We start from the raw sequence: 22,900 nt of genomic DNA on the forward strand, positions 1-22,900 counted from the left end.
TCAGGCTCCCTGAGGATTATTGTTGTGATGAGTTGGCGCCGGTGTCTCCCGGCAGGCTATCAACGGGTCAACTATCTGGCGGCTGCCGCCGTCGGTTAAACCCAAATCGGTTAAATGCGGCCCGGCGTTGCAGGCGAGGCAGGTGCCTTCAATCGCCTTAAATACCCGGTATGGCGGCTCCCAGTCGGCGACTTTACTGCTTAAATCTCGCAGCTCGCGGAACTGCCGCGCCAGCTCGGCGGCGGGAAGATCGGAGAGCATGCCGGCAATCGGCATCGCCACATGGGCCAGGATCTCGCCCTGTTGCGCCAGCGCCATTCCGCCGCCGGAAGCGATCAGCTGATTTGCCGCTAGGGCCATATCCTGAGCATCGCGCCCGAGCACGACCAGGTTATGTGAATCATGCGAGTAGCTGGTGGCGATGGCGCCGCGCAGCTCGCCCCAGCCTTCGAGCAGGGCGATTTGCGGCGTTGCCTGATGGCGGCCGTGGCGGTGCTTAACCCAAATTAGGCTAAAGCCCGCGGGCAGTTGTACTTCGCCGTCGCGGATCTGTACTTCTACTTCACCCCATTTCGTGAAGCGCGCGCCGCTGATGTGGCGCAGGCGGGCGACGCCATGGCGAATGCCCTTAATTCGCAGGATAAAGTCTTCCGCGGCGAGGGGCGCTAACTGCAGAGTATCACGCGGCGGCGTCACGCCGGGCGCGGCGGCAAGGGGGGTTAGCAGGTGACCGCTGCGAGCGATAAGTTTGCCGCCGACGTAGACCTCCTGAGCCTCGAGTTTCTCCAGCGAATCAAACACCACCAGATCTGCGCGCCGTCCTGCGGCAATCAGCCCAAGATCGTTACGCTGCAGGCGAATAGCCGCATTGAGGGTGGCGAAACGCAGCACATCGACCGTTGGCAAACCGTGTTCAATCAGCAGGTTGAGCAGGGCGATAATGCCACCTTTCTCCAGCAGCATATCCGGCGGGACGTCATCGGTGCAGACGGTGATTTGCGAAGAGAGATGCGGCAGCGTTTTTAACGCCGTAACGATATCGGGCAGCAGATAGGGGTGTGAGCCGCGAATTTCGATAGTCAGCCCGGCGCGCAGTTTTTCCAGCGCATCGGCCGCTGAAGTCAGCTCATGATCGGAGGTGACGCCGGCGGCGAGGTACGCTTGCAGGTCAGCACCGCTAAGCCCGCGGGCGTGTCCCTCAATCAGTTTGCCGCTGTTAAGCCCGGCCTGGACAATCTCCTGCATCCGTTCGCTACCGTTCAGCACACCGTGCATGTCCATCACTTCCGCCACGCCGCGTACTTCCGGCCAACCGAGCATGGTTTCCATTTCAGCGCCGGCGAAATCAGCGCCGGACATTTCGAGACCTGGCGTAGAGGGGACGCTGGACGGCGCGGCCACCATCACCTGTAGCGGCAGGTGGCGACTGGCGTCAACCGCGTAGCGCACGCCATCGACGCCGAGCACGTTGGCCAGCTCATGCGGATCCCAGAATACCGCGGTGGTACCCTGCGTCAGGACGATTTCGGCATAGCGCTCGGGCGGTAGATGCGAACTTTCAAGGTGTACGTGGGTGTCCATCAAGCCGGGCGACAGATAGCCGCCTTGCAGCGAGCGCACTTCATGGGCGTCGGCGCGGCTACCGCGCGGATGCACGCTGGCAATCATTTCACCCACAATGCCGACGTCAGCGTCGCGGACTTCGCCAGTGGCCATATCGACGATCTGCGCATCGATAAGCAACAGATCAAACGGGGACTCGCCGCGCGCGGCCTGTACGGCGCGACGACGGACTTCAGCATTGCTGGACATAACAACTCCGCCACAAGGATAATGCGGATACTCTAGGGGCACAGCAAACGTTTGCCCAGATGAATAAATTTATCGCCCGATAAGCTCGGGTTATTCTTTATGACCACCGGTAGCGAACCTGACAATGAACGAACCCTGGCAACGTCTGCCCGCGCTCTCACTAAAGCAACTGCAGTATTTTGTGACCCTGGCCCAGCTACGCCATTTTACCGATACCGCCAATCGGCTGGCGATTAGCCAACCGGCGCTCAGCAGCGCGCTGCGCCAGATAGAAGCGGTGCTTGGGGGCAAGCTGGTCAATCGTACCGCCTCGGCGGTCACCCTGACGGAACTGGGGGCGGCGATTTTACCTCATGCCCAGCGGATACTGAGCGTGGCCCAGGCATCTTTTTTTGATATGCAACAGATCGTGGAAGCGGGAGGCGATGGCACAGTACGGATAGGCCTGGTTCCGTCGGTGAGTTCACTGCTGTTTCCGCTGCTGCCGCAGACCCTGGCGCAGGCCTTTCCGCGTCTGCGCATCGAATTTCATGACCAGACCAACGATGCGTTAATGCGGGCGCTGCAAAGCGGTGAGATTGATTTTGGTATCGGCGCGATCGACAGTTCGCTGCCGGCTGAGCTATTGGTTTATCCGCTGCGCGAGGATCCTTTCGTGGCGGTGCTGCACAGCGACGATCCGCTGGCTGCGCAGCCAAATTTACCGTGGAAGCAACTGGTGGGCCGTGATATTGCCGTTTTCTCCAAGGGGAATATCCAGCGGCTGGTGGCGGCGCTGGTGGAAAGCCAGCGTTTGACCTTAACGACGCGTTACCAGGTAGACTATATCGAAACCCTTTATGGGCTGGTGCGTTCGCGACTGGCGGTGGCCATTCTCCCGGCGCTGTATACGACCTATTTGCACGATCCGGCGTTAAAGGTGGCGCAACTGCAGCAGCCGGCGCTGACGCGGACTGTGGCTCTGATGCGTGGGCCGCAGGCGCTTGCACCGTTAATCGAAGAGTGTTTTTCTCTGTTACAGTCCGCATTGCGCTAGGGCAGGTGTTTTATCAGTACGTCCACCGTCAAATGGTTGATGTACTCCAGCGAGTGCGAGGACAGCACCCCCAGCAGCCGGTTATGGTGTCCGGCGATAATTAAATCGATATGGCGTTGTTGTACGCACTCTTCGACATCAGCAAAACGGCGGGTCGTCACCAGCGATAGCGTCTGTACCGGCAGGGCGACGGTCGTCGCCAGCTCGTTGAGCAGGGCTTTGGCCTGAATGACCTCTTGCGATACTTCATCATTCTGCAGGCTGTCGGACACGTAATTAAGCGCCCGGTAGTCGGTGCTGATGTGGGCGATGGTAATCCGCATCCCGTTTTCCTGCGCCATCCTGGCGGCGTGTTGTAGCAACGGAACACCATCAAGGCTGCTATTAATCAGTACCAGCGCATGGTGATAAACGGTCATATATACCTCCGCGCAATAAAACAGTCCTGAACTCATTTTGGGCCTGCGGCGAGGGGAACGCAAATCAGAACATGCGAGGCGAATGGATAAAAAAATCCCCCGCGGCCAGAAAGGGCGCGAGGGAGATTCAGCGATTATCGCTTACGGGGTGACAATGTTGAACCAGAATTCAAACTTGTCCATGTAGCTCAGCATTTCATCGAGCTTAGCGCTATTGCCGCTAATCTTGACGTCGCCCTTGTCTTCAGCTTCCTTCAGCGTTTCCTGTTTCAAAATGATCTTGTTCAGGGTATCGCGATTCAGAGTGATGCTGGCGTCGGCGTCGTCCGCAACCGCATTGGCGGTGTGGTTAAGCACGCCATTTTCCAGCTCCAGCTTATACTTCCCGCCATCTGTACCCAGATCGATATTGAAGACCGCTTTCGCCGCGCCGGCTTTCTGGCCGTTGATATGTACGCCCAGGTAGTCGAAGAACATTTCTGGGGTCATCGCGCGCACGGTATCCGGGCTGGCGGTGTTAGGCGTCGGGAGTTTCTGTACGCCGTTACGCAGTTCCTGCGCGCCGGTCAGGTAGAAGTTGCGCCAGGTACCGGCTTCCGCCTGGTAACCTAACTGCTCCAGGGCATCCGCTTCGAGATTACGCGCATCGGTATTCTGCGGGTCGGCGAAGACGATTTTACTGGTCACCTGCGCCACCCAGCGGTAGTTCCCCTGCTGATAGTCGGCTTTGGCTTTCTGCATGATGGCATCGGCGCCGCCCATGTATTCAACGAACTTCTTCGCAGCCTGTTGCGGCGGCAGCTCGTCGAGGGTCGCCGGGTTGCCATCAAACCAGCCGAGGTAGTAAACGTAAGTTGCTTTTACATCGTGGCTGACGGAGCCGTAATAACCGCGGCTCGACCACTGTTTTTCCAGCGATTCCGGCAGCTTGAAGTTAGCGGCGATTTCATCGCGGGTCAGGCCTTCGTTGGCCATGCGTAGGGTCTGGTCGTTGATGTAGCGATACATATCGCGCTGGCCTTTCATCAGCTTGATAATATTGTCGTTACCCCAGGTCGGCCAGTGATGCTGAGCGATAATGACTTCAGCATCGTTGCCCCAGCGGTCGATCGCGGCGTTAATATATTTTGACCATGCCAGCGGGTCGCGGATCTTCGCGCCGCGCAGCGAGTAGGTATTGTGCAGAGTATGGGTAACATCCTCTGCCGCTTCAATCATTTTCTTCTCTTTGACATACCACAGCATTTCCGATGGCGCTTCGGAACCCGGCGCCATCATGAAGTCGTAGGTCAGACCATCGATCACTTCCTGCTGGCCGGTTTTGGTGATGTAGTTGGTCGGCTGGATAAGCGTCACGGTACCTGCGGAGGTGGTGGTGCCAAGACCGGCGCCGACCTGCCCTTTGGCGTCAGGCTTCAGCAGGTTGCCGTACATGTAGCTGGCGCGGCGGCTCATTGCGGTACCGGCCATGATGTTCTCGGAAACCGCTTCTTCCATAAATCCGGCAGGGGCGTAGATTTTCACCTTACCCGCTTTCACGTCGGCTTCATCAACCACGCCGCGGATACCGCCGTAGTGATCAACGTGGCTGTGGGTGAACAGCACGGCGACAACCGGCTTTTTACCACGGTTGGCATAATAGAGATCCATCGCTTCTTTCGCCGGCTCGGCGCTCAGCAGGGGATCGATAACGGTTATCCCTTTCTCGCCTTCAATGATAGTCATGTTGGAGAGATCGAGATTACGGATCTGATAAACCCCGTCGGTGACTTTAAACAGGCCGCCGATATTAATCAGCTGCGACTGGCGCCACAGGCTTGGGTTAACGGTATCCGGGGCTTTTTCACCTTCTTTGACGAAGTCATACTTTGCCGGGTTCCAGATAACGTTGCCTTGCTCGCCTTTAATCATGGTTTGCGGCAGCGCGGCGATAAAGCCTTTATGCGCGTTATCGAAATCGGTTTTATCGGCAAACGGCAGTTTGTTGTACAGCGCGTTATTTGCCTGATGAGTTGCCGGAGTGGCGTCCTGTTGCTGGGCGGCAGCGAAGGCGGAAAGCGACAGTGAAGTTAAAACACCGGCCAGAGCCAGATGTTTAGCGATCTGATTTAATTTCATTGCATGGCCTCTTAGATTATTTGTTCCGCTATCAGTGTTTAATATCAGCGGGTAATTTAAATGCAGACTAATTACTGGCCATTTTAAAGCGAATACTTTGCGTTGATAGTCCCATATGGGACTGGTCATTCTCAAAGAAATAATCGCCCTCGAATCTGCTATCACTTCGCTGCTATACTCGATATCACAACAGACGGCGTAGCAAGGTGTATAGCGTGAATTTTCAGGATATCCATAGCTATTATCAGCAACTCAACATTGATGCCTTTTTTCCGCAAATAATGGCACAAGGGGAGCCCCTGACGGTTGCGGCAAATAAAAAATTAGCAATTCAGCCAGGGTATATTTATTTTTGCACTGAAGGTTCGCTTTCAATATTAATGCCGGAGAATGGCCTTCATATTGGTAATTCCATTGAGTATATGCCGATTGGACTTATGGAAAGGTACTGCCCGCTGGCGAAGTTTGAATACATCGGCAGCGCGGCGGTGAAGCTGGTCAAAGTCACTTATGATGTTTTTGACCAAATCTTTTTACGCGGCGGTCCTGAACGCGTGCAGGAGTTGGCGACCATTCTGACCTATATGTCGATTTTTACTATCGACCTTCACAACGAACGCCGGCAAATGACCAGCTACCAGACCATCAGGCCGATGCTGTTTCGTTATCTTTATCGCCAGAGTACCCATCAGGGGGAAAATGAAGGCCTGGCGCTGTTTATTATTAAGCGCACTAATCTGTCGCGCACGCATGTATTTCGCGTACTGGCGGATCTAAAAGCCGGGGGCTATATCACGATGAAGCGCGGCAAACTGGTTTCGATCGACCGACCGCTGCCGGAAGCTTACTAGCAGAAAGGAAACTCCCGCGACCGATGGTCGCGGGAGCAGGGCATTATGGTGTGACGATGTCGAACCAGAATTCGAACTTGTCCATATAGCCCAGCATTTCATTGAGCTTATCGGCGTTACCGGTGATTTTCGCGTCGCCGTTATCGACGGCCTGTTTCAGCGTCTCCTCTTTGAGGATGATCTTATTCAGGGTGGCGCGGTTGAGGGCGATAGTGGTATCGGCATCTTTCTCTTCCGCGTTGGCGGTATGGTTCAGTACGCCGTTTTCCAGCTCCAGCTTATACTTGCCGCCGTCGCTGCCGAGATCGATATTAAAGACCGATTTCGCGTTACCCGCTTTCTCGCCATTGATATGTACCGCCAGATAGTCGAAGAACATTTCCGGGGTCATCGCGCGCACGGTATCCGGGCTGGCGGTGTTCGGGGTTGGCCCTTTCACCACGCCGTTACGCAGCTCCTGCGCGCCGGTGAGGTAGAAGTTACGCCACGGGCCGGATTCCGCCTGGTAGCCTAACTGTTCAAGGGCATCAGCTTCCAGATTACGCGCATCCTGGTTTTTCGGATCGGCGAAGACGATTTTGCTGACGACCTGGGCTACCCAGCGGTAGTTACCCTGGTCGTAATCCTCTTTCGCTTTCTTCATGATGGCATCGGCGCCGCCCATGTAATCGACGAATTTTTTCGCCGCTTCTTCCGGCGGCAGCTCGTCGAGGGTCGCCGGGTTGCCGTCGAACCAGCCGAGATACAGCACGTAGGTGGCTTTCACGTCGTGGCTGACAGAGCCGTAATAACCGCGGTTAGCCCAGGTGTTGGCAAGGCTCTCCGGCAGTTTGAATTTAGCGGCGATTTCATCGCGGGTCAGCCCTTCGTTGGCCATACGCAGGGTCTGGTCGTTAATGTAACGATACAGGTCGCGCTGGCTCTTCAGCAGGTTAACCACGTTTTCGTTGCCCCAGGTCGGCCAGTGGTGCTGAGCCATAATAATTTCGGCCTTGTCGCCCCAGCGTACAATCGCTTCGTTGATGTACTTCGACCACGGCAGCGGTTCGCGGATTTTCGCGCCGCGCAGCGAATAGGTGTTGTGCAGGGTGTGTGTCACGTCTTCCGCGGATTCAATCAGTTTTTTCTCTTCGATGAACCACAGCATTTCCGACGGCGCTTCCGAACCCGGCGCCAGCATAAAGTCATAGGTCAAACCGTCAATGACTTCTTTCTGCCCGTCTTTTTCGATGATATTGGTCGGCGCAATCAGGGTAACCGTGCCCGCCGAGGTGGTGGTGCCAAGGCCGGCGCCGACCTGACCGGTGGCCGATGGTTTCAGCAGGTTGCCGTACATGTAGCTGGCGCGGCGGCTCATGACGTTACCGGCCATGATATTTTCTGCCACGGCCGCTTCCATAAAGCCGGACGGTGCGTAAATTTTCACTTTGCCGGATTTTACATCCGCCTCATCAACTACGCCGCGCACCCCGCCGTAGTGGTCAACGTGGCTGTGGGTATAGATAACGGCGACGACCGGTTTCTTACCGCGGTTTTGGTAATACAGATCCATGCCCACTTTGGCGGTTTCTGCCGACACCAGCGGATCCACGACGGTAATGCCTTCTTTACCTTCGATGATGGTCATATTGGAAAGATCCAGATTGCGGATCTGGTAGACGCCGTCGGTCACCTCAAACAGGCCGCTGATGTTAATCAGCTGCGACTGCCGCCACAGGCTCGGGTTGACGGTGTCCGGGGCTTTTTCACCTTCTTTGATGAAGGAGTACTGCTGCGGATCCCATACTACGTTACCTTGTTCGCCTTTAATGACCTCGGTGGGCAGGGCGGCAATAAACCCTTTATGGGCGTTGGTGAAATCGGTGTTATCTGAGAAGGGAAGTTGGTTATAGAGAGCGTCGTTGGCTTGTTTGGTGGCTGCGGTCGCTTCTTTTGCGGCGACTTCCGCCCATGCTGACAAGCTGATCGATGACAGCAAGCCGGCGATGGCTAAACCTTTCACTACGGGGGTCAATTTCATTGGAATCCTCTTACCATGATGGCAATTCACTCGTTAATTCCGATCTGACGTGGTGTTACAACTTGTAACGCTTATTTGAACTATAACCATTTGTTTACATTGAGCAAGTTATGGTTACAAAAAAACTACATTAGTTAAAAAACTACTCACTCGTAGGTAAAATGAGATTTATCCAATGGGATTAATGTCGCTTGTTTAGCGCGGTGTCAGACGTGTCGGTTACTGCGGGGAAGGGGAGAAAAAAGCGGCTCTTAGGCCGCTTTTAAATTAACAAGGAAGCGGCGCTATTTGGCGTAGCCTAAAAATTTACCGTCCTGCATGACGGCAATTTTTCCTGATTGGTAGACAATAAAAACGTATAAACCCTGAGAATAGGTTTTCGCGTCAGCATTGCTTTCGTCTAAGGCCGCGGGTTTGCCATCAACTGTCAGCCCGGTTGAGTTTGTGACCAGCTTCATGCCATTGAAGATCTTCACTTTTTTGCTGGATTGCGCTTTCTGCACGGGATATAAAGCCTGTGCATTTTCCAGCGCCTGCTTCTCCGCTGCGGCGTTCACCGCAGCCTGTTTGTTTTGTTCCGCAATATAACAGGCGTCTTTACTGACCCCCTGGGCTTCACACTCGGCCATACGCTGCGCCGGCGAACTGCAACCGGCCGCGATGGCTGCGCTGAGTGCCAGCAGTATTATCGAGACGTGTTTCACTTTCATCATTAACGACCTTATCGTAGATATTATTTTATACATGCGACGAACATTCATGACAGCGGCGATCGTCCGGGGATCGTTAGCGTGCTTAATTCGTAACGCGTGGTAACTATGTCGTAGGGTGATTAAGAAAATTGTGATCTACATCAACCGCCGTACGGATAACTAAACAATAGTGTAATCGTTTACAATGCGGTGAAAAGAGCGTCTCTGTGGCAAGCGTACGGGGATGATACAATGACGAGTAATGACGGTGTGCCAATCAGCCATTATGATGAAACTATGGACATACTTCTAATGAGCATTGAACAAGAAATTATTGATTATATATATACTCATCATAGCCATAAGAAATACTGTTTTTTTGGCGATCGTCCAGAAGTCACGTTAGATACTGAATTAACAAAGGGGGGGCTGAATATCATCTGGGAAGATGCAGAAGATACTTTAGATTACTATTTCAAACAATGGAATGTAAAAATGAATGGCTTCGAAATTATCTATTACTTTGAACCTGAGTTTTTAGGTTCCATGCCTCCAGAGAAGCCGCTTAAACCGCTAACAGTACAAATGTTGGTAGAGTCCGCAAAAGCGGGTGAATGGCTGTACGATTAAGGGACATATCGCCGGGAGACATACCGCTTTTACCGTTTACAAGACTTACCGCTGGCATTACTATCCTGAAGAGAGATTAACGGAACGTTAGTCGCCATTTTGTACCAAATGACTCGGGGTGCCCTTCTTTGTGAAGGCTGAGAAATACCCGTACCACCTGATCTGGATAATGCCAGCGTAGGGGGCCGAAATTCGGCCTACTTATCATGAGATTGACTCTCTTTTTGTCGGTGCGCAATGCACTTGAGATACAAAAAGGGTGTATTTATGGGGTACAGAAATCTTCCATACACGTTTCAGAGAAATGGTAACTACTACCTGCAAATCCGGCTTTCCAATGGCAGGATATATAAGAAATCTCTCCTTACTGACAGCTATCGTGAAGCATCTGCTTTGATGATTGGCGTTAAGCCACACATTCCTTTTGTTCAATCATTAGCTACGCCGCTACTCGTGTTCGAATCATTTTTGTCTAATCTGATTGCGTCAGAACGTAAGGCTGCGAGAAATCCACTTTTGCCCCACCAGAAGATAGCTCTTCCTGTTGAAATCGTGGAATCTCAACCGCCAGCCGAACCGGAAAAAGTGCTAACTCTCTCGGATGCGTGGACGATGTACAAAGACGAAAAGGGACGCAACTGGACGAAATCGATCTCAATGGCAAATGAGCGATACATGGAAGTGCTGTTAACGGTCTTGGGAGGGGAAACTGATGTAGCGGCGATTAGCAAACAGGACATTAAACAGGTGATGGAAATCGTTGAAAACCTTCCTAAGCGTATTGTTCAGCCTTACCGCTCAATGTCGATTCAGCAACTGATTGAGTGCGATGTTCCACCGGATCAACTGGTGGGCGTTGAGGCCATCCATAAGCATCTCAAGCTGTATAAATCACTCTTCAAAACCTTCCTCACGGAAAGCAAAGACATTTTATCTAAGTCGCCAACTGATGGCGTAGTGGCTGCACCATCGAAAGCGAGATTTGGTGCATACAGCACAGCGGAGATGAAAAAGTTTGTAGGGTGGGCGCTTAAGCAGCCCGACAACTGGCAAAAATGGATCACGTTGTTATTGGCATACACGGGAGCGAGAAGAGGCGAGATAGGAAAGCTGGAGAAGTCACAGATTAAATTCGACGAAGATAGCCAGCGTTACTATTTCCTGATTGCTGAAGGCGGGCAGGGGAAAACTGAGAACGCTACAAGGCAGGTAGTAATCCATTCTAAGTTAATCGAATGGGGTTTCATGGAGTACGTTGATCGCCAGTGGAAAGAGCGGATTTTCTCAGAAGTGGCAGGCACGAACATGACGAAGATCGGCAAAGTTTTAGCTGATATTCGTGATGAGCTTGGGATTCCGTATCAGGATGACTACGGGCAGCGCCGCTTGGTGCATAGTTTCAGGCACACAATGATTTCAACCTGTTTAGCTGGTTGGGTCGGAAACCTTGCGCACTTGCAGCAGGTGGTTGGTCATGAGAAAAGCGGAGCAGGCATCACACGGCGCTATCTGCATACATTTCCCTTATCCTCAGTTTCTTATGTGATTGACGGCTTGTGCTGGGAATCCTGACGGGCCTTAAGGCTTCTATTGTCTTAAATCAGAGAGTTGCATGAACAATGCTTGGTAGATAATCTAAGATAAATCTTAGGTTGCAAGAGGTCTTATGATGTCTGCAAAATCAAATCGAACATACAAGTACGGCGACCAACCGATAAGAATCACTACTGTGCAAGTGGTTGAGCAACAGTTCGGAGGGGCGGCAACGGCGAAGCAAGTAGATGATTACCTCAGAAAGTTATTTCCGCATTATAAAGACGATACGTGGCTTAATCTTGTGGTTAACACTGTCAACTGCAATCGCAGCTACTGGAGTTTCAACAAAACCGCCAGGCGAACTGATGATGTAACCCATCGCCATCATGAGTATGACCGCTTATTCAAGCGAGGGAACATTTTTGAAATCTATCAACCCTCTGTGCATGGCATTTGGGAATTGTACCAGGATCAACAGGGTAAATGGTGTTACCGTCAAGTGAAGTCGGAGTTTGAAGAAGCAGTAGAGTCTGCTGCTAAATTACCCTCATCTACACGGGAGCGGATTTTAGCAACGGAAAGTAAAACTCCAGTGCTAACCGAAGTAATAACAAGAGTTTATAAGCGAAGCCCGTATGTGGTTGCAGAAGTTCTTTTAAGGGCTAATGGTAAGTGCCAAAGCTGTAGGTGTGATGCACCTTTCCTGAAAGAAGATGGTACACCATTTCTTGAAGTTCACCACATTGAGTGGCTTTCTAAAGGGGGAGAGGATTCCGTGGAAAATGCCATCGCATTATGCCCTAATTGTCACAGGCAAGCCCATTATGGTGTTTTGGAGTTATTGCCAATTAACAAGTAAATCTAAATCTGATGAAGTCGCCAGAGTCTCCGCACGTTGTCTTACCACCAACGGGCATTAAGGCTTGTATTGTCCAAAATCTGCGCTACGCTACCTTTGATTACCCCACAGCAAAGGATAAATAAGATGGAAAAAGAACACTTTAAGGCTCATGTTCAGTATGACGACTGGAAGGGAAGCGCTGCAGCAGACAGTGCTGATCAGGAAGACTTTAGCGACTTTCTGAAAGACAAAGGTATATTGAGAGAAGGTGAGATAGTGAAAGGTATTTACTTCTACTCAGCAGAGCGTTTCTTTGATGTTGAAGCATTTGTTTCAGACGATGAACATGGATTAAGAAGGGAAAAAGTAAAAATGACGCTTGAGGAGTTTTTCAAAACCTTCAAACGTTTTTCAGTCAAGATTTCTCGCAATGGGGAACTTGATGATCAAGATATCGAGTTCGAAGAGTAAGGAATCATCATGAGCATTTACTTTAATGAGCACGGTAGCGCGATTGGATACCAGGTAGAGGGACGCTGGTTAATTAAGGGGGATTATTTGCAAATTGACCAAGGCCCCAACATTCCAGGCGGTTTGTACAAAATCAGCGACAATAAAGTGAAATTCCCATTCGACTACAAAGAGGTTGAGGGGGTGATTGACGCAGAGAAACTCACCTTCACCGTTTGTGGCATCGAATACAAAATGAGAAAAGCGAAAACAAATCCGTGGGATGTATAGCTATAAAGGGGGCATTGTGCCCCCCTCGTATCATTCCTGTAAAGCCCTTAGCCACATCATAAGCAAATGAAGCTGGCTTCGTGTCATGGCTGGCAATGAAAGAGAAAATGTGATGAAAAGATTAGCTCTACTTTATATCATATAAATGTCAAAAGTCAGCTCCTCCAAATGCCTGCCATCAAAGCCTCTGAAAAGAGCCATATACTCAAACCTTCATGTCGAGATTGGCTTGGGATATACATCTCAAGCCAAATTTAAAATATTTCTCTATGGGAGCCATTCGAATATTAAGGCTCAAACTCTGAGTCGTCAAGAATAGAATTCAAATAATCTTTAAAACGAACCTGGATCATCTTGCGAGCATCGGTAAGATTAACCCCTGCCGGATAAAATGTTTCTAATACATCTTCAAGAACATTTATACACTGCTCATAAGTCCATTCACTTCTGACTTGATTCATATAAAGTATATAAAATATCTTTTGCTCAATTTTTTGGATGCTTTCATCGGAAAATGAATATGCTTTCTTTATTTCGAAATAACGCTCAATTATCTCAGGCGCATGTGATAAGTCAAAGTTCTTCTCATCAAAAATATCATCGTAGTATTTGCCGAAAATATGTTGCTTTTGGTTTGATGATTTTTCAGGAAATCCTTGAATAGCAAATAAGATCTGACCAAACTGCTCCATGCTAATTTTGTAACGATAGTTCTTTTTGTCATCCATCCCCGTATCACCATTCTTTCGAGAATAGATGATATCATGTTCATCCAATAATTGTTCGAGTTGTATTTGTAGCGTACTAAGAGACTTCAAATCGACGTTCGATATTGAATTTTGACTATTTGTATATTCTGCTATTTTATTGGCAGTATCACCACTTGCAGCATTAAATATCCTTACGAGGATTTCACTTTTTGATAGATACTCAGTAATGTATGACTTATCAGTAGCATTAAAATCGTGGAGAGTTCGAAGGGTTTGTCCACCGTTTAACACCTGAATACCTGTAAGACTTATTCTTACTTTCCTATTACCATTCACTGGATGGGCTTTTATATCATCAGCAACTACAGTCAACCCATTGTTATACATGAAAAACTTACCAGGTTCTTCGCGTAAGGTTTTAGCGATAGCGGCATTATAGCGAGAGCGTTGAACCAACCCTCTGACGTTATCAAAAAGTACTCCAAAGTCTATTTTTTGCTCAGCCAATTCGTCAATGTTTTCACAATTATGATCAAGACGTAAGTCTGCGTTGCGGCACGTCATTCTTATAACATCCGCAGCGTTCAGTCTAACAACATAGGATTTTGATGTTGATATAGAATTTTCTGAATAAGACATCAACGCATCATTATCGATTATCAACTCTGCATTGATAGGCGCAGGTCGTATGGACATCATACTGGTTATGTGCGGAAGACACACCGACACAACTTCCATGTCATAAAAATTTTTCAACTGTTGTATTGCACTTTCATCATGTTCAATCGGAAACGCTTCATTACTGATCATGTACAATGAAAGTTTCCATACATCATTACCATTGAGTAACTCATTTATGGTGTGAACATAATTTTTTAATTTTCCATCCAAACCATCTAAACTATCATTCATGATACAGTTTACAAGTTTAGTAGAAACAAATGCTTCGTTAAAACTTTGCTTTTGTTCAGCTTTGAAATTTTCACGAAATTTAAAATTGAATAATTTTATCTCCTTATTTTCCTCATCCATGAAAATAGCATCAATACCATGGTCATCACAGCGATTGCCGATTAAGTAAGAATTGAACTCTGTATCCGTAATGTAATCGCTAATTTTATCAATATCTTTTTCATTACAAAGAGATTCAAGCATGAAAAGATAAAAACCGAACCTTTGTTGCAACTTAACTTCATTGACAGACTGATTAAATTCATTCGTTTTACTGAACAGGTCAAAATATTTTTGGCATTTGATATTAAGAAGTTTGAAATCGTTAATACTGACATGCGACATTCGAAAGTTCCTTAGGCAAGTATGCTGTGCCCATTATGCCTCAAGAAGATGTCTCATGCTTGTGATCCATGCTCTATAACGAGCATTTTGAACAAGTAGTTTTCGCTGTTAGTGATTGTTAACTAACACGATGAGCGAATTTAGAAGAGGAAAAGGGGGGAACATGGTCTCCATTGGTAACCACTTGACGATCTGATCTAACCGCCCCATTGCTTAAACCATCGAGCAATCTCAGTTGAGGCCACATGTTTTAGGATTTTATCTCGCCCAAATATCTCAACATTACCACTGCGCAGCATAGGTTCTGCCCGGCTATTAATGAGAATGATTATTGGTATTCAAATTTTAACAATTGAGTATCACTTGGGTATACCTCACTGACAACGTGATATTGAGTATCATTAGGGTATCGATAGTAGAGAATTGATAACGTTTCATCTGTGATGTATACTTTGAGTATTGAAATAAAACCTCAAAGAGACAGATGATGAACGTCCTAATTTATGCACGAGCCTCTACCAGAGAACAAGATTCCACACGTGCTGTCCCGGCGTTGCGTGAGTTTGCAGGGGAACGTGGATGGGCTATCAGGAAGGAATATGTCGAGAATGCTTCTGGTGCTTCCCTTGAACGTCCTCAGCTATCGCTGTTGCTTGATGAGGCTAACACTGGGGATTTGTTGCTGGTGGAGTCTATCGACCGCCTGAGTCGTCTGGAGGCTGTCCAGTGGGAAAGTTTGAAGCGTACAATTCAGGATAAGGGACTGAAACTGGTGGTGGTGGATTTGCCCACCTCATGGGACATGCTTAAAGGGGATAATTCATCACCCGTGGTGGATGGCATTATGGCAGCAGTAAATAACATGCTGATCGATATGCTGGCTACTATGGCCCGTCAGGATTATGAGACTCGACGTGCACGTCAAAAACAAGGTATCGAGAAAGCAAAAGAGGCTGGTGTGTATGTCGGTAAGGCTAAGGATGAAAGGGCGCGGGAGGTTGTTAAATCCTTACTCAGTGCAGGACACAAACCCGCTAAAGTAATGGAACTGGCTGGAGTATCACGCGCCACTTTTTACCGCATCAAGAAGGAAATGGCGTGATTGCTCACGCCTAATTTTAAGCCTCAGAACACAAACTAAGCGTGTAGAGTGCCGTTTGACCATCGTTGTTAGTTGGGCGCATAACGAAAACTGGATCACTGCCGTTGTCGAGGTAAGTGACGGCAATCCCACCGTCTGGGGTGGCGTACATCTTCGCAATACTTTTCTCTCCAATGAAACCGAGCCGCCAGGTTTTACCACCCATGCTCACTTTCATGCTTTTGTCCTGAACATCCAGGCGAGTCTCGACTGAAGATTTTTGGCTACCAGAATCGATCTGCCCTTCTTGGATCGCCTTACAGGTGAAAGTGGTTGCACTTGAGGCGAAGGGGAGAGCGATCAGCGCTGCGAGAATCAATCTTTTCATGGTCTTCCTTTTTTGGTTGTCAGTTAAGAATTCATCAGGAGCCATTATAAAATCGTTGATTGATAAAAACGATCAATTTCTATTTAATTGATCGATAAAATTGATCAACATTGAAGCTATAACATTTATGTGCAGTTGTTATTAATGGATAGATTTTGATAACGAAATCAACGGGAGGAAGTTGTGAGAAGAGAAAGGGTAGTGATATGTGGGCTACTGTTTTCACAGTTGGCAGCAGCAGGACAGATCACAATGACTGATCCCCAGCAGGAAACGACGGATAGCGGAAAGACGCTCTGCATATACCAGAACAGCATTTATCTGTTCACCTACGTAACAAAGGGCAAGTGCCCGTATGCGAAGACATTTGATACTGCGAATTCGGAATGAAGATAGCTTAAAAATCGTACTCAGTTAAAATTTCCATTTGAAGCCTAATTGCTTAGCAAATGAATCATGATTGTTTGCCCGTAATTCCAGAGTAACCCGCATGGCATAAGGTGTCATGAGAATTGGCATCAATGGGGTAATGTGGTGTGAGAGGGTTTTAGACTGGTTAATACGGGTAGAATTAACATAGATTAAGCCTATTAATAATCATCATTTATCGGTGGATTATTGATTATAAGTTGGGCTATCTTTGCGGCTCTATGGAGTGTTATTTCAGAGGAGCATCGCGACCATGAAAGTATGCTGCATGAGTAGCATGTAATGCGGAGCATGGAAGATATCAATTACAGGAGAGCAACCTTTGCACCGGATGTAATTTGTTAAAGAGGTATTCTCCTGTAAAAGGTCATCTGCTATGCTCGCTTCGCTCACATAACGATCATTATAACCTCAAGATCGACTAACTTTTGTTTAAATAACAAACTGTCATTAATTTCTATATTATGTACTCGTATACCTCGTCCATATGTTCAGTGTGCAAGATACGCTTATAAAAATGAATTTATGCAACCATTCCACACCGACAGTGTTCCATTGTAAGCCTTCACTTTTACCGATGATGCAAATAACTCTAAAGAGACTTTAGACTTTTCTGCACCCTCTGTATCATGTTACTTGTGCAAATGGCGTAGCCATAAAATCGGCTTACTTGCATATTAAGCCGGAAGTCTCATTGTTAATAAGATAGATATGATATAGCGCCGAGTTAGTCACAGTATCTGGCATCCATGATATGCATCCAGAATCTCACCGAGCGAGTAGTGCGTGTGAGTTCACCCATGTCGTTATGAATTCTATCTCATTGAAATTAAAAAAAACCTTGACAAAGCGTTCGTTTCGTGCTAAGATAGTATTAAGTGAGGATTATCCTTACTTTCTCTAATTAATATCCAGCGCAATGACTCTAATGCCTCCTCCGGGTGATCGGTGCGGGGGCTTTTTCGTGTCTGGAATCTATACAATACACATCCCCAATAAGTTGCCAAACAGGAGGTAAATTACTCTGAAATATTTTAGCAGTGATCAGGTTTTCAATAAACTGGTCAACGGAGACGTCACCCGTGAAGTGATATACACATCTATGAATGTTGCCAGAAAACGCAAATATGCGGATCGTGAAAAATTATTTGCTGATGCACTAGCTCGATTTGATGAACACCGAAAGGAAAAAAATGAACATCCGATTCACCGATGAAACTCACAAGGCGCTTGTAGAACTTGCCAACCGTGAAGATAAGTCAGCCGCCGCGCTGGTGAATGAATTAATAACAGCAGTCCTAAACCGAGAGGAACCGAATGACCGAAAAGAAACCACTAGTAAACTTTGTTAATGCGATTTGCGGCTCAGGAAAGAGCCACCGCCTGAAAGAGTACATCCTCAGCCTCAATGGCGAAGCAGTCCCAGAAAAATTCTTAATAGTAGTACCAACCCACGCTTTAGCCGATCAGTTTAAGCAAGATCTGAATCGTTTGAGAATCCCAAACCATCACATTTTCGTTGAAGGGGCGACCCTCAACCTAAAAAGCGCCCTGGCTGATAACTTCCAGATAAATGTGGTGATAACCACCCACGAATGTTTCACCAACTACTGCCACCTCGCTACGTTCAATCCTGAGATGAAATCTCTCCTGGCAGATCACAACGTGGTGGTAGATGAGATTCCTGATGGCTGGTTTGGGGCAGAAGCAACGATCCGTCATTCTGACAGGACGGCAGAAAACTTCCCATTCTTGGAATGGCTGGAAGAGCGAAACGGGCTGCTATACCTACGCGAAGAGCACTACGACAATCTGTACAAGTATTACCATGAGAAGCACGCTAATAGTGATAATCTTAAGAAAGTGCTTTACGTGGCGCTCGACGGCGGTGGCGTGATGCATACCGAGTGTGATTCTTCATACAGCTTCTTTGCGTACACTTATAATCCGATACTGAAGGCCGCAACGTGGGCAAAAAGTTTCACTGTGCTCGGTGCTGGTGTAAATCGCAGCGGGTTTGTCTGGATGGCAGAGAACGTCGCTCAGATCGCTGTTCAGGAAGCGGGTGAACACCTTCAACCTGATCCCGAAAGACGCAAGCATAAAAAAGTGCCTATCAAGATCGTGGTTATTCTCTCGGAAGATATCAAAAGAGCGGGGCAGTCAGAACTCGCCAATGTCTTTAACAATCATCTGAAGGAGATAAAGCAGATCGTTGGGAAGGATTTTATCTTCGCCACTAACAAGGATAAAACCATCTGCGACTTCCAGACTATTGGGCTCGCTGAGCTTGGGGATCGCATGGGAGGGGAAGCAGTCTCGATGTCGAGCTACGGAATGAACAACTACCAGGGCATTCACAGTGCTGTGTTCCTCGGATGTGCAAATCTGGGCGATAAAGATCGTAAGAGATGGGAAGACTATTGTGAACGTATTGGTTGGGATTTTGAAACGGTGATGGAGAAGAAGCGTCAGGCAATGTATTTTGAACGGTGCTACCAGTTTCTTAGCCGAACATCCATTCGCAACACTGACACCGATTACCCTCTCGTGTTTGTCGTTCCCGACATGGCGGCAGCGGAATACCTCAAGACCCATTACTTCCCTGGCTCGACCATCGAATGCCTTGGAATCAAGAAAGCTGGAAAGCAGCATGAAACGCGTTTGAAGGTTCTGGAACATAAGGCTCAAGGGCTAACACCGAAGAAAACGATTGAAGCGATGGGTGTGTCTCTGAGAACCGTTCGAAGCTATTGGAACCAAGAGGTTTGCGTATGATCACCGCACTTTACTGGTATCTGCTGTTCCTGTTTATCTGGGATGTAATCCGCACCTTTGAACGACGTAGAAAAACAGAACGCAAAACTGAATCTCGGAATCTATGAGGTCTTAGGTTATATCACAAAGGAGCTTAACGGCTCCTTTTTTCGTTTCTGTGGTGGGGTACAAACTGAGGTACAAGGTGGGGTACAGCGTGAAGAAGCGATAACCGGTAGGGCGAGCTTGCAACAGCAAGCCACTTCCCCTAAGCTGGCAAAAAGTATAGAGATTCAATCTACATGACTCGGGGTGCCCCATCTCTGATGGGCTGAGAAATACCCGTACCACCTGATCTGGATAATGCCAGCGTAGGGAAGTCAGAGACCGCATGGTCTGCGCTGCTTCCTCATCTGGCGGGAGCAAACCATGCATGAACCGCTAAATCCGGCGCATATCGCGCACCTGCAGCAGCTTTTCCGCACCTCTTCGCCGCTTGTTCACTGTATGACCAACGATGTGGTCCAGACTTTTACCGCTAACGTCCTGCTGGCTATTGGCGCCTCGCCGGCGATGGTGATTGATCCTACGGAAGCCGCGCAGTTTGCCGCCATTGCCGATGCGCTATTGATTAACGTCGGGACCTTAACCACTGAGCGCGCCAACGCGATGCGAGCGGCGGCGCAGAGCGCCCGCCAGGCGGGAAAACCCTGGACGCTGGATCCGGTTGCCGTCGGCGCGCTGACGCTGCGTACCGATTTTTGTCGCGAGCTACTGGAACTGCGGCCTGCGGCGATTCGCGGCAACGCCTCGGAAATCATGGCGCTGGCGGGGAATAGCGGCGGTGGGCGCGGCGTGGACACGACCGATAGCGTAGCTGCGGCGTTACCCGCAGCCCAGGTGCTGGCGCGCAAGCTCAATACCGTGGTCGCGGTGACGGGCGAGGTGGATTACATCAGCGACGGTGAGCGCACGCTTGCCGTGAGCGGCGGTGATGTCCTGATGACGCGGGTGGTAGGGACCGGCTGCGCGTTATCCGCGGTGGTGGCGGCAAGCGCCGCGATGCCCGGCGATCGGCTGCAAAACGTAGCAGCCGCCTGCGGCCTGATGAAAATGGCGGGTGGGGAAGCGGCGCGACACGGCGGTCCCGGCAGTTTTATCCCGGCATTCCTCGACGCGTTATACGCGGAGGTGGCGGCATGAAGCGGATTAACGCCTTAACCATCGCCGGCACCGATCCCAGCGGCGGCGCCGGGATCCAGGCCGACCTCAAAACATTCTCCGCACTCGGCGCTTACGGCTGCTCGGTGATCACCGCGCTGGTGGCGCAGAATACCCGCGGCGTGCAGTCGGTATACCGCATTGAGCCGGACTTCGTGGCGGCGCAGTTGGATTCGGTGTTTAGCGACGTGCGAATCGATACTACGAAAATCGGCATGCTGGCGGAAACCGATATCGTTGAAGCGGTGGCGGAACGTCTTGCCCGCTATCAGATTGCCAACGTGGTGCTGGATACCGTGATGCTGGCGAAAAGCGGCGATCCGCTGTTATCCCACTCGGCAATTGCGACGCTGCGCCAGCGCCTGCTGCCGCAGGTTTCACTGATCACCCCGAATTTGCCGGAGGCCGCGGCGCTGCTCGATGCGCCGCATGCGCAAAGCGAGCGCGAGATGCTGGAACAGGGCAGGGCGCTGTTGGCATTAGGCTGCGGGGCGGTATTAATGAAGGGCGGACATCTGGACGACGCCGAAAGCCCGGACTGGCTGTTCACCCGCGAAGGCGAACAGCGCTTTACCGCGCCGCGCGTGCAGACCAAAAATACCCACGGTACCGGCTGTACGTTATCTGCCGCGCTGGCGGCGCTGCGTCCTCGCTATGCCGATTGGGGACAAACCGTCGCCGAAGCGAAGGGTTGGCTATCGGCGGCGCTGGCGCAGGCCGATTCGCTGGAAGTGGGGCACGGTATCGGCCCGGTACATCATTTCCACGCCTGGTGGTAAATGGCAGTGAAACGAGACAGCAGAATCTACTGAAAAAATGCGCTTCCGGCTGGAAAATATGCTAACTCGGTACCAGGCTTAACCTGCCCAAAATTTTTGGGTTGGGATAAAACATGCTGGCTGCGGCCAGCACTTACGGGAGATAGCTATGACTGATATTACGCAGTTGCTTGGCAAAGATGCCGACAGCCTTTTACAGCACCGTTGTATGACTATTCCAGCCGACCAACTCTATTTACCGGGCGCGGATTACGTCGACCGGGTGATGGTGGATAACAACCGCCCGCCTGCGGTGCTGCGTAATATGCAGACCCTCTACAATACCGGGCGTCTGGCGGGAACAGGGTACCTTTCCATTCTGCCGGTCGACCAGGGCGTAGAGCACTCGGCGGGCGCGTCGTTCGCCGCCAACCCGCTCTACTTCGATCCGAAGAATATCGTGGAACTCGCCATCGAAGCCGGCTGTAACTGCGTGGCTTCTACCTATGGCGTACTGGCCTCGGTATCGCGCCGCTACGCGCACCGCATTCCATTCCTCGTTAAGCTCAACCATAACGAAACCCTGAGCTACCCGACCGAGTATGACCAGACCCTGTACGCCAGCGTCGAGCAGGCGTTCAACATGGGCGCGGTTGCGGTTGGCGCGACGATCTATTTCGGCTCCGAGCAGTCGCGTCGGCAGATTGAAGAGATCTCCGCCGCCTTCGAGCGCGCGCACGAGCTCGGCTTGGTCACCGTGCTGTGGGCCTATCTGCGCAACCCGGCATTCAAAAAAGATGGCGTCGATTACCACGTTTCCGCTGACCTGACCGGCCAGGCCAACCATCTGGCCGCCACCATCGGCGCTGATATCGTGAAGCAGAAAATGGCCGAGAATAACGGCGGCTATAAGGCGGTGAACTTCGGTTATACCGACGATCGCGTCTACAGCAAGCTGACCAGCGATAACCCGATCGATCTGGTGCGCTATCAGCTGGCAAACTGCTATATGGGCCGTGCCGGGTTGATTAACTCCGGCGGCGCGGCGGGCGGCGAAACCGATCTCGCCGATGCGGTGCGCACGGCGGTGATCAATAAACGCGCCGGCGGCATGGGGCTGATCCTCGGTCGTAAAGCGTTTAAGAAATCGATGAGCGAAGGCGTGAAGCTGATCAATGCGGTGCAGGATGTCTATCTGGACGGCAAAGTCACTATCGCATAAGGCAAAAATCCGGGCGTGAGGCCCGGATTGACTCTTTTACTTACCCCGGTCTCCGGGGTTTTTTTATGATTTTGCTGTGCTGACGGTCAGCGGTTTAGCCGCTTCGCTGGTAGCAAACCCTGGCTGTTCAACGCGAATAAACGGGCACAGGAAGAAGGCGAGAATATAGAGCGCGGTATAGGCCACCACCACGCCGATGGTGCTGAAGTGCGGCAGCAGCACCACCGCAATCGCCGGCGCGAGGAAATTCGACAGCCCGGCAGACAGGTTGTAGACCGAAATCGCCGCCCCTTTATGCTTTGGCTCCAGCGCCGGGAACACCGCCGCCATCGGCACGAACGC

Annotated in this window: 20 protein-coding genes, 1 pseudogene and 2 riboswitches; of the genes and pseudogenes, 13 read left to right on the forward strand and 8 right to left on the reverse strand. The window is 50.1% G+C overall.

Annotated elements, in window-relative coordinates:
• Complete coding sequence (locus tag PGR09_RS14335) at positions 1–1,812, reverse strand: adenine deaminase (RefSeq protein ID WP_047078265.1); 1,812 nt, start codon at positions 1,810–1,812, stop codon at positions 1–3.
• A gap of 124 nt (positions 1,813–1,936) precedes the next feature.
• Here PGR09_RS14335 and PGR09_RS14340 point away from each other — a divergent pair, with 124 nt between their 5' ends.
• Positions 1,937–2,848: a LysR family transcriptional regulator gene (locus PGR09_RS14340; RefSeq protein WP_430916253.1), complete on the forward strand. Its 912-nt coding sequence runs from the start codon at positions 1,937–1,939 to the stop codon at positions 2,846–2,848.
• On the opposite strand, the gene PGR09_RS14345 is transcribed toward PGR09_RS14340, so the two are convergent.
• Together PGR09_RS14345 and PGR09_RS14350 are read right to left on the reverse strand one after the other, a co-directional pair.
• Entirely contained in the window at positions 2,845–3,267 is a 423-nt protein-coding gene (locus PGR09_RS14345) for a universal stress protein (RefSeq protein ID WP_015365758.1), read from the reverse strand. The two genes, PGR09_RS14340 and PGR09_RS14345, sit on opposite strands and share 4 nt — an antisense overlap.
• 141 nt (positions 3,268–3,408) lie before the next feature.
• Positions 3,409–5,385, reverse strand: coding sequence for an alkyl/aryl-sulfatase (locus tag PGR09_RS14350; protein ID WP_213797417.1), 1,977 nt, complete (start codon positions 5,383–5,385; stop codon positions 3,409–3,411).
• A gap of 215 nt (positions 5,386–5,600) precedes the next feature.
• Here PGR09_RS14350 and PGR09_RS14355 point away from each other — a divergent pair, with 215 nt between their 5' ends.
• On the forward strand, positions 5,601–6,236 hold the full coding sequence (locus PGR09_RS14355) for a helix-turn-helix domain-containing protein (protein ID WP_348876008.1): 636 nt from the start codon (positions 5,601–5,603) through the stop codon (positions 6,234–6,236).
• Between the two features lie 43 nt (positions 6,237–6,279).
• On the opposite strand, the gene PGR09_RS14360 is transcribed toward PGR09_RS14355, so the two are convergent.
• Positions 6,280–8,256, reverse strand: a complete 1,977-nt coding sequence (locus PGR09_RS14360) for an alkyl/aryl-sulfatase (protein WP_430916254.1) — start codon at positions 8,254–8,256, stop codon at positions 6,280–6,282.
• A gap of 284 nt (positions 8,257–8,540) precedes the next feature.
• Complete coding sequence (locus tag PGR09_RS14365) at positions 8,541–8,966, reverse strand: hypothetical protein (protein ID WP_045391196.1); 426 nt, start codon at positions 8,964–8,966, stop codon at positions 8,541–8,543.
• Positions 8,967–9,260: 294 nt separating this feature from the next.
• Here PGR09_RS14365 and PGR09_RS14370 point away from each other — a divergent pair, with 294 nt between their 5' ends.
• The 5 genes from PGR09_RS14370 to PGR09_RS14390 all read left to right on the forward strand — a co-directional run bounded on the left by PGR09_RS14370 (position 9,261) and on the right by PGR09_RS14390 (position 12,696).
• Positions 9,261–9,578 carry a DUF1493 family protein gene (locus PGR09_RS14370; protein WP_045391193.1) on the forward strand — a complete coding sequence of 106 codons (318 nt, stop codon included), beginning with the start codon at positions 9,261–9,263 and terminating at the stop codon, positions 9,576–9,578.
• Positions 9,579–9,682: 104 nt separating this feature from the next.
• A riboswitch (TPP riboswitch) is annotated at positions 9,683–9,778 on the forward strand.
• A 67-nt stretch (positions 9,779–9,845) separates the two neighbouring features.
• Positions 9,846–11,150, forward strand: coding sequence for a tyrosine-type recombinase/integrase (locus PGR09_RS14375; RefSeq protein ID WP_430916255.1), 1,305 nt, complete (start codon positions 9,846–9,848; stop codon positions 11,148–11,150).
• Between the two features lie 97 nt (positions 11,151–11,247).
• Complete coding sequence (locus PGR09_RS14380; RefSeq protein WP_430916263.1) at positions 11,248–11,973, forward strand: HNH endonuclease; 726 nt, start codon at positions 11,248–11,250, stop codon at positions 11,971–11,973.
• Positions 11,974–12,099: 126 nt separating this feature from the next.
• Positions 12,100–12,426, forward strand: a complete 327-nt coding sequence (locus tag PGR09_RS14385; protein ID WP_430916256.1) for a hypothetical protein — start codon at positions 12,100–12,102, stop codon at positions 12,424–12,426.
• A 9-nt stretch (positions 12,427–12,435) separates the two neighbouring features.
• Positions 12,436–12,696, forward strand: a complete 261-nt coding sequence (locus PGR09_RS14390; protein ID WP_430916257.1) for a hypothetical protein — start codon at positions 12,436–12,438, stop codon at positions 12,694–12,696.
• Between the two features lie 287 nt (positions 12,697–12,983).
• Here PGR09_RS14390 and PGR09_RS14395 read toward each other — a convergent pair whose 3' ends face one another.
• Positions 12,984–14,702 (reverse strand): AIPR family protein, encoded by a 1,719-nt coding sequence (locus PGR09_RS14395; RefSeq protein ID WP_430916258.1) that lies wholly within the window; start codon positions 14,700–14,702, stop codon positions 12,984–12,986.
• A gap of 487 nt (positions 14,703–15,189) precedes the next feature.
• On the opposite strand from PGR09_RS14395, the gene PGR09_RS14400 reads away from it, so the two are divergent.
• Entirely contained in the window at positions 15,190–15,804 is a 615-nt protein-coding gene (locus PGR09_RS14400; RefSeq protein WP_032623928.1) for a recombinase family protein, read from the forward strand.
• A gap of 16 nt (positions 15,805–15,820) precedes the next feature.
• Here the strand turns inward: PGR09_RS14400 and PGR09_RS14405 are convergent, their stop codons facing one another.
• Positions 15,821–16,171 (reverse strand): hypothetical protein, encoded by a 351-nt coding sequence (locus PGR09_RS14405; RefSeq protein WP_153258932.1) that lies wholly within the window; start codon positions 16,169–16,171, stop codon positions 15,821–15,823.
• A gap of 183 nt (positions 16,172–16,354) precedes the next feature.
• Here PGR09_RS14405 and PGR09_RS14410 point away from each other — a divergent pair, with 183 nt between their 5' ends.
• The 5 genes from PGR09_RS14410 (at position 16,355) to fbaB (ending at position 22,558) form a co-directional block, all read left to right on the forward strand.
• Entirely contained in the window at positions 16,355–16,561 is a 207-nt protein-coding gene (locus tag PGR09_RS14410) for a hypothetical protein (RefSeq protein ID WP_430916260.1), read from the forward strand.
• 1,356 nt (positions 16,562–17,917) lie between these two features.
• A complete protein-coding gene (locus PGR09_RS14415; RefSeq protein ID WP_430916261.1) occupies positions 17,918–19,378 on the forward strand; it encodes a DEAD/DEAH box helicase in 1,461 nt (486 codons plus the stop codon).
• 277 nt (positions 19,379–19,655) lie between these two features.
• Positions 19,656–19,752, forward strand: a riboswitch (TPP riboswitch).
• A gap of 34 nt (positions 19,753–19,786) precedes the next feature.
• Complete coding sequence (gene thiM / locus PGR09_RS14420; protein WP_316423293.1) at positions 19,787–20,560, forward strand: hydroxyethylthiazole kinase; 774 nt, start codon at positions 19,787–19,789, stop codon at positions 20,558–20,560.
• On the forward strand, positions 20,557–21,357 hold the full coding sequence (thiD, locus tag PGR09_RS14425; protein WP_045391187.1) for a bifunctional hydroxymethylpyrimidine kinase/phosphomethylpyrimidine kinase: 801 nt from the start codon (positions 20,557–20,559) through the stop codon (positions 21,355–21,357). The genes thiM and thiD overlap by 4 nt, the downstream gene beginning before the upstream one ends.
• 148 nt (positions 21,358–21,505) lie before the next feature.
• On the forward strand, positions 21,506–22,558 hold the full coding sequence (gene fbaB / locus PGR09_RS14430; RefSeq protein ID WP_015365768.1) for a class I fructose-bisphosphate aldolase: 1,053 nt from the start codon (positions 21,506–21,508) through the stop codon (positions 22,556–22,558).
• A 63-nt stretch (positions 22,559–22,621) separates the two neighbouring features.
• Here the strand turns inward: fbaB and PGR09_RS14435 are convergent.
• Positions 22,622–22,900 (reverse strand): annotated as a pseudogene (locus PGR09_RS14435) (cytochrome C biogenesis protein CcdA); the annotation flags it as partial.

This window comes from Klebsiella sp. 141251 (assembly GCF_050600725.1).
GTDB lineage: Bacteria > Pseudomonadota > Gammaproteobacteria > Enterobacterales > Enterobacteriaceae > Klebsiella > Klebsiella aerogenes.